The sequence below is a fragment of the Microbacterium sp. CCNWLW41 genome (genome assembly GCF_037083505.1).
The window spans coordinates 124,763-139,824 of sequence record NZ_JBAOJP010000013.1; the positions used below are offsets into that span (position 1 = coordinate 124,763).

11 protein-coding genes are annotated in these 15,062 nt (G+C 68.8%); 2 read left to right on the forward strand and 9 right to left on the reverse strand.

The genetic code is table 11. The features are described from left to right. Positions 1-68 precede the first annotated feature (68 nt). From V6R91_RS33050 to V6R91_RS33080, 7 genes are all read right to left on the reverse strand, one after another. On the reverse strand, positions 69-1,439 hold the full coding sequence (locus tag V6R91_RS33050) for an NtaA/DmoA family FMN-dependent monooxygenase (RefSeq protein WP_336398860.1): 1,371 nt from the start codon (positions 1,437-1,439) through the stop codon (positions 69-71). A 104-nt stretch (positions 1,440-1,543) separates the two neighbouring features. Next, on the reverse strand, positions 1,544-2,395 hold the full coding sequence (locus tag V6R91_RS33055; RefSeq protein ID WP_336398861.1) for an ABC transporter permease: 852 nt from the start codon (positions 2,393-2,395) through the stop codon (positions 1,544-1,546). Next, the gene (locus V6R91_RS33060; RefSeq protein ID WP_271061909.1) at positions 2,388-3,197 is read right to left on the reverse strand and encodes an ABC transporter ATP-binding protein; all 810 of its coding nucleotides are present in this window, start codon (positions 3,195-3,197) and stop codon (positions 2,388-2,390) included. Before V6R91_RS33060 ends, V6R91_RS33055 begins: the two co-directional genes overlap by 8 nt. Next, positions 3,194-4,312: an ABC transporter substrate-binding protein gene (locus V6R91_RS33065; RefSeq protein WP_336398862.1), complete on the reverse strand. Its 1,119-nt coding sequence runs from the start codon at positions 4,310-4,312 to the stop codon at positions 3,194-3,196. The genes V6R91_RS33060 and V6R91_RS33065 overlap by 4 nt, the downstream gene beginning before the upstream one ends. Before the next feature lie 174 nt (positions 4,313-4,486). Then, positions 4,487-8,287 carry a DUF7507 domain-containing protein gene (locus V6R91_RS33070; protein WP_336398863.1) on the reverse strand — a complete coding sequence of 1,267 codons (3,801 nt, stop codon included), beginning with the start codon at positions 8,285-8,287 and terminating at the stop codon, positions 4,487-4,489. Between the two features lie 267 nt (positions 8,288-8,554). After that, on the reverse strand, positions 8,555-9,136 hold the full coding sequence (locus V6R91_RS33075; RefSeq protein WP_271062219.1) for a TetR/AcrR family transcriptional regulator: 582 nt from the start codon (positions 9,134-9,136) through the stop codon (positions 8,555-8,557). Then, positions 9,126-10,607, reverse strand: coding sequence for an APC family permease (locus V6R91_RS33080; RefSeq protein WP_336398864.1), 1,482 nt, complete (start codon positions 10,605-10,607; stop codon positions 9,126-9,128). The genes V6R91_RS33075 and V6R91_RS33080 overlap by 11 nt, the downstream gene beginning before the upstream one ends. 139 nt (positions 10,608-10,746) lie before the next feature. Here V6R91_RS33080 and V6R91_RS33085 point away from each other — a divergent pair, with 139 nt between their 5' ends. Then, positions 10,747-11,901 (forward strand): DmpA family aminopeptidase, encoded by a 1,155-nt coding sequence (locus V6R91_RS33085; protein ID WP_271062221.1) that lies wholly within the window; start codon positions 10,747-10,749, stop codon positions 11,899-11,901. Between the two features lie 31 nt (positions 11,902-11,932). Here the strand turns inward: V6R91_RS33085 and V6R91_RS33090 are convergent, their stop codons facing one another. Then, positions 11,933-12,418, reverse strand: a complete 486-nt coding sequence (locus V6R91_RS33090) for an Lrp/AsnC family transcriptional regulator (protein WP_336398865.1) — start codon at positions 12,416-12,418, stop codon at positions 11,933-11,935. A 154-nt stretch (positions 12,419-12,572) separates the two neighbouring features. On the opposite strand from V6R91_RS33090, the gene ald reads away from it, so the two are divergent. Further along, on the forward strand, positions 12,573-13,664 hold the full coding sequence (gene ald / locus V6R91_RS33095; RefSeq protein ID WP_231818971.1) for an alanine dehydrogenase: 1,092 nt from the start codon (positions 12,573-12,575) through the stop codon (positions 13,662-13,664). 75 nt (positions 13,665-13,739) lie between these two features. Here ald and V6R91_RS33100 read toward each other — a convergent pair whose 3' ends face one another. Beyond that, complete coding sequence (locus tag V6R91_RS33100) at positions 13,740-15,017, reverse strand: MFS transporter (protein ID WP_336398866.1); 1,278 nt, start codon at positions 15,015-15,017, stop codon at positions 13,740-13,742. Positions 15,018-15,062 lie beyond the last annotated feature (45 nt).

Consider the following 15,062-nt stretch of genomic DNA (forward strand, 5'->3'; position numbering starts at 1 on the left):
GCTCCTCGCTCAACGACCGGCGGGACAGGTGCCGGTCGTTGAGCGAGCGCAGCGAGACGAAACGCGTGTCAGGCCTCGGACAGGGCGGGGCTCCGGCGATACGAGGAGCCGACGTGCGAGTCCGCCAGCGCGGGCGTGGGCGTGCCGATCAGCCGCTCGCGCAACGTCTGCCGCCCGTCTCCCGGCTCGGCGATCGCGCCCCGTTCCTTGAGGATCGGCAGGACGTGCTCGATGAAGTCCGCGGTGGAGGACGGCGGGATGACCGGGGAGAAGAGGTACCCGTCGAGGTCCGCCCCCTCGGCCAGCTCGATCATCCGGTCCGCGATCTGCTCCGGGGTGCCGACGATCGGCCGTGCACCCACGCCGTGCGCGTGCCAGTCCGCGAGAACGTCGCCCACGGTCTTCCCGGCGAACCGCGCGACCTGGGTCTGCGACAGCTCCGTGCGGAGGTCCGTCATGGGCGTCTCCGGCGCGTAGGCGGAGAGGTCCAGACCCGTGAACCACGCGTAGGAGGCGACGGTCACGTCCGGGTTCTGCGCGTCCGCGACCTCCGCGTATCGGCGCCGCGCCTCCTCCTCGGTGCTGCCGACGACGGCGGAGAACGCGGACATGATCTTCACGTCGTCCGCGGCCCGGCCGTTCTTCACCGCCTCCTCCCGGATCGCGGTCGAGTGTGCCCGGAGCTGCTCCACGGAGCCGCTGCCGACGAAGATCGCCTCGCCGTGCTTGCCGCCGAAGGCGCGCCCCGCCGGAGAGGCCCCCGCCTGGAAGAGCACGGGCGTCCCCTGCGGCGAGCGCGACGTGTTGCCGTATCCGTGCGAGCGGAAGTACGGTCCGTCATGGGAGATGCGGTGCACCTTGGACGGATCGGCGAAGCGCCCGGACTTGTCGCGCTCCAGCGCACCCTCCTCCCACGCCTGCTCCCACAGCTTGTAGACGACCTGCATGAAGTCGTCGGCCATGGCGTACCGCTCGTCGTGACCGACCATCGGCACGCCGAAGCCCTGCACGGCGGTGTCCGCGGTGCCGGTGGTCACGATGTTCCAGCCGATGCGCCCGCCGGAGAGGATGTCGAGGGTCGCCATCCGGCGGGCGAAGGCGTAGGGCGGCTCGAGCAGCGTCGAGCCGGTGGCGACCAGGCCCAGGCGCGTGGTCTCCGGGATGAGCGCACCGAGCACGATCGCCGGGTCCAGCCGGGGGAGGTCGAGCCCCTCCACGGAGCAGATGTCGGGGCGTTCGCCGGCGACGTCCGCCCACCCCCAGGCGTCGGCGAGGAACAGGAAGTCGAATCCGGCGTCCTCGACCATGCGGGCGGTGTCCCGCCAGTAGTCGAGTCGGTCGAAGAGGTAGCGGCCGTTGTCGGGGTGGCGCCAGGTGGCGGTCCCGGAGTCGTTCGCCTGCGCGTTCTCGAAGAGTCCGAGCTTGAGCTGCGTGGCCATGGTCGTGCCTTTCTGTGTTGTTCCGGCCCCGTCGGGGGCATGTGCGGGGCACGCCGGACGGACCCGGGGACGGGTATCCCCGGATCGGCATCCGGACGGCGAGGTCAGCCCTTGGCGGTGACCTCTCCTTCGCTCCACCACAGGACGCGCTTGCGCACCAGGGCGAGGAGGACGATGAGGAGGACGCCCAGCACGCACAGCAGGGCGATGCTGGCCCAGGTGACGGGCAGGTTGGCCTGCGCCGCCGAGGTGGTCACGAGCGATCCGAGCCCGGCCTGCTGGCCGGCCGCGACGAACTCCGCGACGGCGGCGCCGACCACCGCGAGCGGCAGAGCGATGCGCAGCCCCGCGAACACGTAGGGCATGCTGCCGGGGAAGCGGAGCTCGCGGAAGATCTCCCAGCGGCTCGCGTGCAGCGTCTTGAAGACGTCCAGGGCGCGCTGGTCGACGTCACGGAGGCCCGCGAGCGAGTTCACGAGCATGGGGAAGAACACCACGAGTCCCGTCACGATGAACTTCGGCACCATGCCGAAGCCGAACGCGACCACGAGCGCCGGGGCGATGGCGACGATCGGCGTCACCATGACGATGATGACCAGCGGCATCACGGCGCGCTCGATGATCTGGAACTCGGCCATCACCACGGCGAGGAGGAAGCCGGCGATGATCCCGGCCGAGGCCCCGACGACGACCTCCAGGAGCGTCACGAGGAAGTTCGACCCGTACATCGGGGCATCCTCGACGAGCGTGGCCCCGATGTCGCCGAGGCTCGGGAGCACGTAGGGATTCGTCGCCGCGACGACCTGCCACAGCAGCGCCGCGATCGCGAACATGATGAGGGTGGGCACCCACGCGCCCCAGCGCAGCCACGGGGGGACGCCCCGGCGGGGTCCCCTCCCGCGGGCCTCGGCCGTGGCGAGCGTCGCCGTCGTGTCTCGGATGGTCATCTCAGACATGCGCCTTCTCCGTCTGCGCGCGCAGCGCACCGCGCACGGTCTTCTCCAGGTCGCGGAACGCATCCGTCGCGTATGCGTCCTCGGTGCGCGGCCGCGGCAGGTCCACGTCGATGATCTCGGCGATCCGGCCCGGGTGCGCTGCCATGACGACGATGCGATCGGACAGCATGATCGCCTCGGGCACCGAGTGGGTGACGAACATCACGGCCTTGCGGTTGGACTGCCAGAACTCCAGCAGGGCGATCCGCTGCAGGTCCCGGTTCATCTCGTCGAGCGCCGAGAACGGCTCGTCCATCAGCATGATCGCGGGATCGAAGACGAAGGCCCGCGCGATCGCCGCCCGCTGCTGCATGCCTCCGGAGAGCTGTCCCGGGTACTTCTTCATCGCGTGGCCGAGGCCGAACGTGGACAACAGGGTCTCGGCGTTGCCGAGCGTCCGCGACCCCCCGCCGCCCGCCCCGTTCCCCCGGCGGTTCACGGTCAGCGGAAGCCGGACGTTCTCCAGCACCGTCTTCCAGGGAAGCAGCGCCGGGGACTGCGGCACCAGCCCGATCTTCTTGTCCTTCGAGGCCGCCGTGACGCTCTCGCCGTCGATCGTGACGCTGCCGGAGTCGGCGTCGAGGAGGCCCGCGACCACTTTCAGCAGGGTCGACTTGCCGCAGCCGCTCGGTCCGATGACGGAGACGAACTCCCCCATCCCGATCGTGAGGCTGACGTCGTCGAGCACCGTGACCCGGCGCCCGTCGACCCCGAAGGACTTGGTGACGCCGCGGACCTCGACGCCCGCGCCCTGCCCGGTCACTTGCCGGCCTCCGGCCAGATCAGGGCGTCGCCGTCGTAGAGGTCGGCGACGAGGTCGGCGTCCATCATTTCGGCGATCTCGGGAACCGACTTCACGTTCCCGTACTTCTCGACCAGCGCGTACTCCGGCTCCCACATGGCCTCGGTCTGCACGCCAGGGTTCCCGCCCTTGCTGTTGCGCACCCATTCCGACTCCACGGCCCACGTGCGGGCGAGCTGGTCGCGCGGGAAGGCGGCGCCCTGGTTGTTGTCCTCGGCGAGCTTCGCGAGGGTGTCGATGCAGGCGTCGGACTCGTCGAGGCAGTACTGCAAGGCCTTGAGGGATGCGCGCATGAAGTCGGCGGCGACCTCGCGGTGCTCCGCGAGGAACCGGGAGTTGACCTCCATGACGTTGTAGGTGCCCTCCACGCCCTCGTCCTCGGGGAGGAAGTCGCTGAACGGGAGCCCCTGTGCCTTGAGGGACTGCGGCTGGTTCGAGGCGTAGCCGACGATGGCGTCGACCTGCTCGCGCACCACGACGGTCGGGTCGTAGTTGGTCATCTTGATCATCTCGACCTTCGACGCGTCGACGCCGGCGTTGTCCAGCATGGCCGAGGCGATCGGGGTGAGGTTGATGAAGTAGCCGAGCGATCCGCCCTCGAGGTCCTTCAGGCTCGTGAGCTTCTCATTGCCGAAGATCGAGAACGGCGGGGTCGTCCCGTAGGTCGCGACGGCCGTGAGGTTCTTGCTGTTCGCCGCCGCGAGCATGACGTCGGAGGCGGAGCCGAGGGCGGTGAACTGCGCCTGCCCGGAGGCGACGAGCTGCTGCCCGTTCGCGCCGGAGGCGTTGATCTCCACGTCCAGGCACAGCTCGTCGAAGTAGCCGAGCTCCTGTGCGAGGAAGACGTCGAGCTGCCCGGCGCTGGCGGAGTAGCCGTAGCCGGAGATGTAGGTGATCGTGCCCGCGTCCTGATTCCTCGTGCAGGCGTCGGCGTCGACGGCTGCGTTCGGGGGCTGGGTTCCGCCGGCGCTGGGCTGGGCCGACGAGCAGGCGCCCAGCGTCAGGGTGGCAGCGAGAACACACGTCAGGGTGGCGGCAGTGCGGAATCGGGTCCTATCCGCAGGGGAGAGTGCCATGGTGGTCCCTTCTCGGCCGTTCATCGTTGATGGCTAGATCAAGCTAACATAGTCAAGCTTGACTAGACAAGATTGAACGCTTTTCGTGACGAAGTCCGGCGGCGCGCGCCGGAGCCCCCTCGCACCAGCGGCGGTGCGCGGGGGCTCCGGGGGCATCCGTGGAGGACGCCGAGGTCAGCCCTCCGTCGTGCGGCGACGCCGAGCGACGCCCGCGAGCGCGGCCCCTCCGACCAGGAGCAGCAGCGCCAGCAGCACGATCCCCGTGCTGAGCTCGCCACCGGTCACCGGAAGCCCCGGGGCCGGAGGCTTCGGCGCCGGCGCGGTCGGTGCGGGCGTCGGCGTCGGCGGGACGGCCGTGTCGATCACGACCTCCGACGGCGGCGAGACGATCGGCGCCTCACCGCCCGGGGGCGTCCCCTCGGCGACGGCCACGTTGCTGAGCCCGTCACCGGTCAGGTCGGCCGCCAACACCGTGTACGTCGCCGTGCACACCACCGTCTGTCCCGGCACCAGTCGAGCCGCGTCCGCGGGGCACGAGATCTCCGACAGCTCTCCCGCGCCGGAGAACGCGCTGTCGTCCACGCGAACGTCCATCAGCGTGGTGTTGCCAGTGTTGGTCACCGTGAACGAGTAGGTCACCACCTGCCCGACCTCCGACACCTGCTCAGTGTCGGCCGTCTTCACGATCGCGATGGCCGGCTGAGGATCCTGCGGCAGTCGCACCGCCGACGGCTCCGAGACCACCGGCGTGCCGTTCGGCGGAGTGCCCGTCGCGGTCGCCGTGTTCTCGATCGACCCGCGATCCACATCGGCTTGCGTCACGACATACGTCGCCGTGCACGTCACCGACGCGCCAGGAGCGAGCGTGGTCGGATCGCAGACGACCTCGGACAGCTCACCGGTCCCGGTGAACTCGCCCTCGGACACGGCGACATCCGTCAACGTCACGTTGCCCGTGTTCGTCACGACGAACGAGTAGGTGATCGTCTCACCAACGACGAGCTCAGCCCTGTCGGCCGACTTCACGATCGAAATACCCGGCGCCGGGGCACCCTGAACCTGCGCCTCGGACGGCTCCGACGTGATCGGCTCCGCACCTCCCGGCGGAGTGCCCGTCGCGGTCGCGGTGTTCTCGATCGACCCGCGATCCACGTCCTCCTGCGTCACCTCGTAGGTGGCGGTGCAGGTGATCGTGTTTCCGGGAGCGACCGTGTTCGGTTCGCACACGATCTCAGACATTTCACCGGTGCCACTGAACTCGGTCTCGTTGACGACCACGTCGCTCAGGGTGACATTGCCGGTGTTCTCCACGGTGAACGAGTAAGTGATCGTCTCGCCGGCGACCAACTCGGTCTTGTCGGCGGACTTCACCAGCGCGATGCCCGGCTGGGGGTCGGCGGTGATCTCCACCGCGGACGGAGGCGAATCCACCGGGTCACCCGTCGGCGACGCACCCGAGGCGGTCGCGGCGTTCGTGATCGAGCCGGCGTCCACATCGGCCTGCGTCACCACGTACGTGGCGGTGCAGTCGACGGTCTCACCCGGGGCGAGCGTCGTCGGCTCGCACGTCACCGGCGACAGCTCGCCGGAGCCGGTGAACTCGCCCTCGTCGATCACGATGTCGTTCAGCGTGACGTTGCCCGTGTTCTCCACGGCGAAGGTGTAAGTGATGGTCTCACCCACGACCAGCGTGTCGGTGCTCGCGGTCTTCACCATCGCGATGCCCGGCTGCGGGTCGGACGTGACCTGGACCTCGGACGGATCGCTGGTGATCGGGTCCCCGCCACCCGGCGGGGTGCCCGTCGCGGTCGCGGAGTTGCTGATCGACCCGGCGTCGACATCGGCCTGCGTCGCCTCGTAAGTGGCCGTGCAGGTCGTGCTCGCCCCCGGGGCGAGCGACGTCGCCTCACACGTGACGTCGGACAGTTCGCCGGAACCACTGAAGTCGCCTTCGTCGATGACGATGTCGTTCAGCGTGACGTTGCCCGTGTTCTCCACCGCGAAGGTGTAGGTGATCGTGTCACCGACCGCGTAGGCCTCGGGGTCTGCCGACTTCACGAGGCTGATGCCCGGGTTCTGCTCCTGCGGCACGGTGACATCGTCCGGCGGAGACGTCACCGGATCACCGCGCGGCGGGGTGCCCGTCGCGGTGGCCTCGTTGTCGATCTGCCCCGCGTCGACATCGGCCTGAGTCACCTCGTAGGTGGCGGTGCAGGTCGTGCTCTGGTTCGGAGCCAGCGTCGTCGCCTCACACACGATGTCCGACATCTCACCAGAACCCGTGAACTCGGTCTCGTTGATCACGATGTCGTTCAACGTCACGTTCCCAGTGTTGGTCACCACGAACGTGTAGGTGATGGTGTCACCCAGCGACAGATCGCCCACCACGGAGCCGTCGTCGGCCTGAGCGGACTTCTCGATCGTGATGCCCGGGTCCGAAGCGCCCGGGATGCTCACGTCCGACGGATCGGACGTCACCGGGTCCCCTCCATTCGGCGGAGTTCCCGTCGCAGTCGCGGAGTTGTCGACCGATCCGCGATCCACGTCCTCCTGCGTCACCGTGTATGTCGCCGTGCACGTGACGGACTGCTCCGGCGCGAGGTTCGACGGGTCGCAGACCGCGTCCGACAGGTCACCGGAGCCGGTGAACGACACCTCGTTCACCACGACGTCGAGCGCCACGTTGCCCGTGTTCGTCACGAGGAACGAGTACGTGATCGTCTCGCCCGCGACGAGCTCGGTCTTGTCGGCCGACTTCTCCAGAGTCAGAGACGGGCTGATCGGGATGTTGGTGAAGGTGCAGTCGACATCGATCACCGGTGCCGTCGGCACGTAGAACGAACCGCTGTTACCGGAACCGCTGGCGACAACTTCCCGGTTGCCGATGTTGATGCACTGCCACGTCGTCGTGTAGTTCCCGAGGTTGGTCGTTCCCGCCGCGCTTTGCCCGATTCTGAAGGTGTCCCCGGGGAAGGTCGCGATTCGGCCGATGTACTCACCCTGTTCTTGGTCCTGAAGACCGATCTCGTCACCCGTGGTCTCCGCCTCCAGCAGCGGGTCTTCTGAACCCGGTCCCTGCATCGTGATGTGGAACTGATCGGTGTCTCGCGCTGCGTATCGCCCCTCAGGGAGGTCAACGTTGACCAGCGCCGTGGGTTGGAATGCCCTGGAGGCGAGGTCGTTCAGCCGTACCGCTGACGGAGTGACAGGCACCGGCGCGCCCTCGATCCCGAACGTCACAGGATCCGTGCGCAGCAGTTCGCTCCCGCCCGCGGCAGCGTTTCGGACAAAGTACGCATAGCCGTCCAGCCCGAAAGCGACGCCGACGGCGAGCTGAGTGTCGAGAATCTTGTCGCCGAGACGCGTCGCGGTGACGACGCCTCCCGTCGAGGTGGAGACATCCCCGGCGTCGACGCGCCACACCTGCGACCCTTCGCCCGTTGCCGGATCGGACGCGACGATGTACATGTTTCCCTGCTGGTCGAAGACCACATCGCCGTTGTTGCCGGTGTTCCCAGGAAGCACAACCGTGAGCGCGTTCGGCACCGGGGTGTTCGTCGCCAGGTCGTAGGCTGCATATCGAGCCGTCGTGAGATCTCCCGAAACCAGCCCGCCGTAGTAGAAGTACCCGGTGACGGAGTTCACCCCGCCCATGGTGAATGCCGGGGCATCTCCCGCGACGCGCGGGGTTTGCGTCCAGGTCTCGCTCGGCGCGTCATACATGAAGATGTCCGCACTCGACACCGCCAGCATCGCGTTGCCGTCGGCGCTCAGCGCCAACGCGTTGAGTCCCGGGTTTGCCGGCGCGGCGAGGACGATGGTCGCCGCACCTGAGGCGGGGTCAATCCGGTAGACGTTCGCGTTCGCACCAGCACTTGTCCCGTAGAGATACGCATCGTCGAACGGCTCGGCGGCGTTGGCCGGAACGGCGAACCCTCCGACGTTGGCGACCACCAGTGCGAGTGCCGCGACCATCAGACTCGCGACACGAGTCTTTCCTCCGCGCGTGCGGACATGGGCTGTCGGCGACGTGCGTTTCCCGTTCCGAGGCATCGGTCCCCCTCGATCGATCCGTTCCTTGGGAGTTCAGCATGCCAGTGAATCGGATCGCGAAACAATCCCAAACATCCAGGTCAGAAGGCAAGACTTCTGGCACATTGGTATGACGGTCGCAAACGAGAGTCACGGTGAATGCGCGTGATCGCACTCCACAAGATAGGAAGGCGAGGATCAGCCGAACGGTCAAAGCGTGACGGCGAGCAGGCGCGACGCCATGACGCGGAGGATCTCCCGGTGCTCCTCGACACGGTCCTGGAACCCGATGAGGGCCCAGAGGTCGAACCCGTCCTCGAGGGCCACCAGCGTCGTCGCGATCCGGCGGTGTGGCAGCTCCGGACGGAACGCGTTCGTGGCGACGCCGAGGTCGATGGTCGCCTCGTACAGGTCGATCTGCCGCTCCACCACGGCGCGGTGCAGGGACGCGCGTTCCGGATGGGTGCGCGCATGATCGATGTGCTCGTAGATGAACCGCAGTGCGCCGTCGACCTTCTCCGGCACCCCGGTGTCGATGAGCAGCCGCAACCGCTCCACGGGATCCGTGACCGTCATGATCGCCTGGCGCCGGAGGTCCACGTACTGCTCGATCACGCTCACGAGCGCCGCGCTGACGAGCGAGTCCATGTCGCCGTAGTGATAGATGACGGAGCCCGGGCTCACCCCCGCCTCCTCCGCGACCGCGCGGGCGCTCAGCGAGGACGCGTCACCGCGGGACACCACCCGGATGGCGGCCTCCAGCAGCTCTCGCCGTCGTCGCTCACTCGACACGGTCAACAACGATAGTCGTCGTCCCGATGTCCTGAGCCAGCCCGTCGAAGCGCGCGGGGTCGGTGCGACGCCAGCGGTTCGCCAGCAGGATGCCGACGACGAAGAGGATCGGGGTCGGCAGGATCAGGGCGATGTTCTGCCAGGCCCCCTCCAGCCCGCTGATGATGGAGAAGTTCGCCACGATCGCGATCCAGGCGACCGTGAGGCCGAGCGCACCGATCGACGGCGCGATCAGCACCCGCCACGGGCTGTGGCCGCGGCGATCCCTCGCGAAGTAGCCGACGACGGCGAGCGCCGCGACGGCCTGCGCGAAGATGATCGCCGCCACCCCGATCGCGTAGGCGATGAGCCCGAAGACGAGGAACACGTCGGCGCCAGTGACCGCGACGACGATCAACGGCACCGCGGCGATGCACGAGACCGTCAGGCTGGCCTTCGACGGGGATCCGTGGCGCGGGTGGACATCGCCGAGGTACGCGGGGAGAACACGGTCGCGCCCGAGCGAGAAGATGTACCGCGCCGAGGAGTTGTGGAACGCGAGCACGCAGGCCAGGAAGCTCGTGACGACGAGGACCGCGATCACCTTCGCCGCCCAGTCGCCGAGATACGTGGTGGAGGCGATGAAGATCATGTCCTGGAAGTCGTCCTCCTGCGCCGCGAGGAGCACGCCCTCGACGCCGAACGCGACCGTGTAGATCCAGAACACGAACGAGTAGAAGACGCCGAGGAACCCCACTGCGATGTAGGTCGCCAGCGGGACGGTCCGCTTCGGGCGCTTGGCCTCCTCGGCGTAGATCGCGGTCCCCTCGAACCCGACGAACGCCCCGAACCCGAGGACGAAGAGCGCCGCGGCACCGGGGACGAACAGGAGCCCCGGCTGGTAGGACCCGAGGGACATCGGCTCGGGGCCCCCGTTGACGAGCGCGGCGACGGACAGGATGACGAGGATCCCGACCTCGCCCGTGAGGATCACCGCGAGGACCCGCGCCCCCGCCTCGGCGCTGCGATGCCCGAGGAACGTGACCACGCCCCAGGCGAGGGCCGATCCGACGAACCAGTGCACCTCGATCCCGAAGATCGTGCGCATGCCGATCGCCGTGAAGAAGCCGATGAAGCCGTAGAAGCTGCAGGTGAGCACGACGTAGGCGAAGGTCGTCACCGCGGCGACGCCGAGGCCTGCGGGTCGCCCGAACCCCTTGCCGACGTACGCGTAGAACGCCGCGGAGTTGGTGACGTGGCCGCTCATCGCCGTGAAGCCGAACGAGAAGCAGATCAGCACGACGGCGCACACGAGCATCGCCAGGGGGCCGCCGAGCCCGCCGAGGCGGTAGGACGTGGCGCCCGCGCTGGCGGCGACGGTGAGCGGTGCAGCGGCGGAGACCACCAGGCAGACGACGGCGAACACGCCGAGCCTTCCGCCGGGAAGCCTCTGCACCCCGGGTCGTGCCGTCTCATGCTGAAGCTCGGTCATCGCGGGCCCTCTCGTTCCACATCGGACGAATTTGAACACTCATTTAATTCACTCATGGAGAGGGTGTCAATGGTCTCCAGCGAAGTTCTCACAAGTGCTGCACTTGCGTTCAATGTCTGCGCACGCCAAGAATGGACGCATGCAGCCAGCCCCGCCCTCCCCCCGCGCCCGCGACCTCGGTCTCCCGTTCGACGGACGCCCCGGTCCGGCCAACGCGATCACGGACGTGGCCGGCGTCGAGGTCGGCCATGTCACGCTCATCTCGGGCGACGGTCCCCTGCGCCGCGGCGAGGGCCCGGTGCGCACGGGGGTCACGGCGGTGCTTCCCCGCGGGAAGAAGGCGCTGGAGGCGCCGTGCGCCGCAGGGACGGCGGTGCTCAACGGCAACGGAGAGCTCACCGGGCGCGCCTGGATCGACGAGTCTGGCCTGCTGGAGACGCCGATCATCACCACCTCCTCCCACGCGGTCGGCGCCTGCCACAGCGGCGTGGACTCCTGGCTGGCCGATCATGCGCCGCGGCTCGCCAACCGGTGGATGCTGCCGGTCGTCGGAGAGACCTGGGACGGGTATCTGCACGACATCAACGGCGGCCACGTCCGCCCGGAGCACGCCCGGCGAGCGCTCGACGTCGCCAGCGGCGGGCGAGTCGGCGAGGGAAACGTCGGCGGCGGGACCGGGATGAACTGCTACGGGTTCAAGGGCGGGATCGGCACCGCCTCACGCGTCGTGGACGTTCTCGGCGCACCGCGCACCGTGGGGGTGCTGCTCCAGGCGAACTTCGGCGCCCGTCACGAGCTGCGCCTGCGCGGCATGGACCTCGGGCGCGGCTCGGCCGCGCCGTGCCCGATGGCTGCGGAGCCCTGGCTCGACGCGGACGACGCCCGTGTCGCCGCGGCGCCCGGTGCCGGCAGCGTCATCGCGATCGTGGCCACCGACGCCCCGCTCCTGCCGTCGCAGTGCGCGGCGTTGGCCCGACGCGTGCCGCTGGGCCTGGCCAGGACCGGGACGACGGGCGGGCACTTCTCCGGCGACATCTTCCTCGCCTTCTCGACCGCGGATGCCGACGGGCTCCGCTCGTCGATGGGTGAGACGCGCTCGATGACGACGATCGCCGCGACGCCGTGGGGGGCGATCGACCCGCTGTACGCGGCCGTGGTCGAGGCGACGGAGGAGGCCGTGATGAACGCGCTGGTGGCGGCACGGGACATGGTCGGCCGTGACGGCCACGCGAGCTTCGCGCTCCCGCACGACGAGATCCGTGCCGCCGTGGCAGCCGCGCGGCCCGCCGGCTGAAGCCGCACGCGCCGAGGCCGCACGCGGCGGCTCAGAAGGACGCCGCGACGGAGTTGCGGTGATAGTCGAAGATGATGCTCGTCCGGGTCGAGGCGACGCTGCTCTGCGCCGAGAGGTGATCGACGACGAACGCGCGCATCTGCTCGGAATCGGCGACCGCGATGTGGAGCAGGAAGTCGTCGTGACCCCCGAGGAAGAACATCTGGATCACCTGCGGCAGCGCACGGACGCGATCCTCGAACGTGACGATGCTCTCGCGGCGAGCGCCGGGACGCAGCGTCACCCCGATGATCGCCTGAAGTCCGGCTCCCAGCAGCTTCTCGTCCACGCTGGCGTGGAAGCCGGTGATCACGCCCCGCTCCGTGAGCGACCGGAGTCGCGCGTGCGCGGTCGACGGCGCGATGCCCAGCCGCGCGGCGAGCTCGGCGTTCGTGATCCTCCCGTTCGTCGAGACGAGGTCCACGATCCGCGCATCGACGGCATCCAGCGCGGGCGCCCGAAGAGGGTTCGGCGCCATTTCCCCAGAAGAGTCATCCATGCGAATGATTCTTCCGGATACGCTGCTCATGTCGAAGGTTCTGCGGAGAATATGTACCCGTCCGCGTTTTCCTGCGATGCTATGCGACGACAAAATCGCCGTCAGGACGACAAAATCGCCACCAGGAGGATCGATGAGGATCGCTGTCCCCACCGAGGTCAAGAACAACGAGAACCGTGTCGCGCTCACGCCGGCCGGAGCCGACCGGCTCGTCCACGAGGGGCACCGGGTGCTGGTGCAGTCCGGGGCGGGACGGGGGTCGGGCATCGCCGACGACGCGTACCGCGCCGCCGGCGCCGAGATCGTCGACACCGCCGAGGAGGCGTGGGGCGCGGCCGACCTGCTGCTCAAGGTGAAGGAGCCGATCGCGCAGGAGTACGGCTTCCTGCGCTCCGACCTCACCCTGTTCACCTACCTCCACCTGGCCGCCGACCGCGCGCTCACCACCGCCCTGGTCGAGGCGGGCACGACGGCCGTCGCGTACGAGACCGTGCAGCTGCCCGATCGCAGCCTGCCCCTGCTCGTGCCGATGAGCGAGATCGCCGGCCGCCTGTCGGTGACGATGGGCTCCTATTCGCTGCTGCGTTCGAACGGCGGCCGCGGCATGCTGCTCGGCGGCATCGCCGGCACCCCGCGCGCCAAGACGGTCGTGATCGGGGGCGGCGTCGCCGGCGAGCACGCCGCGGCGAACGCGCTCGGCCTGGGCTCGCAGGTGACCGTGATCGACATCTCGCTCCCTCGCCTGCGCGAGCTCGAGCACCGTTACGGCGGGGCGCTGCAGACGCGCGCCTCGAGCCGCTACGCCATCGCCGAGGAGCTCGCCACCGCCGATCTCGTGATCGGCTCGGTGCTGATCCCCGGCGCCGCGGCGCCCAAGCTCGTCACCGACGAGATGGTCGCGGGCATGAAGCCCGGCTCGGTGCTCGTGGACATCGCGATCGACCAGGGCGGTTGCTTCGAGGGGTCGCGCCCCACCACCCACGACGACCCCACCTTCGCCGTGCACGACTCGATCTACTACTGCGTCGCGAACATGCCGGGAGCGGTGCCGGAGACGGCGACGCGCGCACTCACCAACGCCACGCTCCCCTACGTCTCGGCGATCGCAGGCAAGGGCTGGGACCGTGCCGCCGAGGACGACGCCGCGCTCGCGAAGGGTCTCAACGTCCGCGACGGTCGCATCACGGTGCCGGCCGTCGCCGAGGCGCACGGCCTGACAGCCTGATCGGGCCGGGGACGTTTCGTCTCGCTGCGCTCGCTCAACGACCGGTGAGCGCTCGCTCAACGACCGGTGCTGACGTCACCGCACCTGCTTGATCGGGAGGACCACGAACGCTCCCACCAGCGCAAGCAGCCCCGCGATCCAGAGCATCAGCTCGTAGTTCTGACCGGTCGCCGAACCGACGCCGAGCAGGAACGCCGCCAGGGGCGGGGCGATCGACTGCGGCATCGCGTTGGCCATGTTGAACACGCCGAGGTCCTTGCCCGCGTCGTCGGGGTTGGGAAGCACATCGACCACGAGCGCCAGGTCCACGCCGACGTAGATGCCGTACGAGAAGCCGAGCAGGACCTCGACGAGATAGAACGTCGTCAGGTCGTGGGCGAACAGGAGCAGCACCGTCCCCGCGGCGAACAGGGCCGTCGAACCGAACACGAAGAGCTTCCTGCGGCCGATCCGGTCACTGATCTTCCCGGCGATCCATGCCGAGGCCACCAGGGCGACCGTGTAGACGAGGACGCCGACGGTGATCGCGCTCACCGCCTGTCCCTCACTCAGATCCAGACGGTCCTGGAGGAAGAAGAGCCGGTACGTCGTGAACATGAACGTCGCGAGGGTGATGAGGAAACGGGACCACCAGGCCAACGCGTAGTCCGGGTTCCTGCGCGGACTGACCCAGAACGTCTCCGCCCACTGACGGAGGGTCATCGACGGCGGTGCCGTCGGGAGCGCCCTGTCCGGCAGCACGATCGCGAACACCGCCATGCCCGCGATCGACACCACCGCGGGGACGACGAACATCACGATCATGTTCCCCATGAACAGCTCGGCGACGTACGTGCCGCCGAGGATCCCGATGTTCTGCGCCATGCCCAGCAGCGCGGAGATACTCGCACGCTGAGCTTTCGGCGCCTGATCGGCGATCGTCGCGACGAACGGCGCCAGCGTCGCGTTCGCGCCGAGCTGGGTCACGAGCCACCCGACCGTCGCCGTCGGGAGGTTCGGGGCGAGGGCGAGAACGAGGAGCCCGACCGTCATCACCGCCGTGCCGGCGACGATCCACGGGCGACGCCTTCCCCACCGCAGCGTCGTGCGATCCGACAGCCGCCCGAAGACGACGTTGGCCACCAGCGCCCCGAGCGCGCCGACCCCGGCAACGAGTCCGAGCGCACTCGCCTTCTCCGCGTCGGGGACGATCGCTTGGACCTTCAATCCGATGCCGATGATCGCCGGGCCCAACAGGGCCACGAAGAACAGAAGCATCGAGACGAAGAGCCCGATCTTGTAGCGCAGCGGCGGCGGGACGGTCGGCTCGAGGAGAACGCCCTCGCCACGGCTCACCGTCGTCGCGGTCGTCATTCCCGATGGCACGCCAGCCGCAGATCCGCTCGATGTCGACATCTC

Excerpts from the sequence above, each read along its gene's own strand:
- V6R91_RS33050 (WP_336398860.1), bottom strand. The coding sequence starts at position 1,439 with ATGGCCACGCAGCTCAAGCTCGGACTCTTCGAGAACGCGCAGGCGAAC.
- V6R91_RS33055 (WP_336398861.1), bottom strand. The coding sequence starts at position 2,395 with ATGTCTGAGATGACCATCCGAGACACGACGGCGACGCTCGCCACGGCC.
- V6R91_RS33065 (WP_336398862.1), bottom strand. The coding sequence starts at position 4,312 with ATGGCACTCTCCCCTGCGGATAGGACCCGATTCCGCACTGCCGCCACC.
- V6R91_RS33070 (WP_336398863.1), bottom strand. The coding sequence starts at position 8,287 with ATGGTCGCGGCACTCGCACTGGTGGTCGCCAACGTCGGAGGGTTCGCC.
- V6R91_RS33080 (WP_336398864.1), bottom strand. The coding sequence starts at position 10,607 with ATGACCGAGCTTCAGCATGAGACGGCACGACCCGGGGTGCAGAGGCTT.
- V6R91_RS33085 (WP_271062221.1), top strand. The coding sequence starts at position 10,747 with ATGCAGCCAGCCCCGCCCTCCCCCCGCGCCCGCGACCTCGGTCTCCCG.
- V6R91_RS33090 (WP_336398865.1), bottom strand. The coding sequence starts at position 12,418 with ATGGCGCCGAACCCTCTTCGGGCGCCCGCGCTGGATGCCGTCGATGCG.
- ald (WP_231818971.1), top strand. The coding sequence starts at position 12,573 with ATGAGGATCGCTGTCCCCACCGAGGTCAAGAACAACGAGAACCGTGTC.
- V6R91_RS33100 (WP_336398866.1), bottom strand. The coding sequence starts at position 15,017 with ATGACGACCGCGACGACGGTGAGCCGTGGCGAGGGCGTTCTCCTCGAG.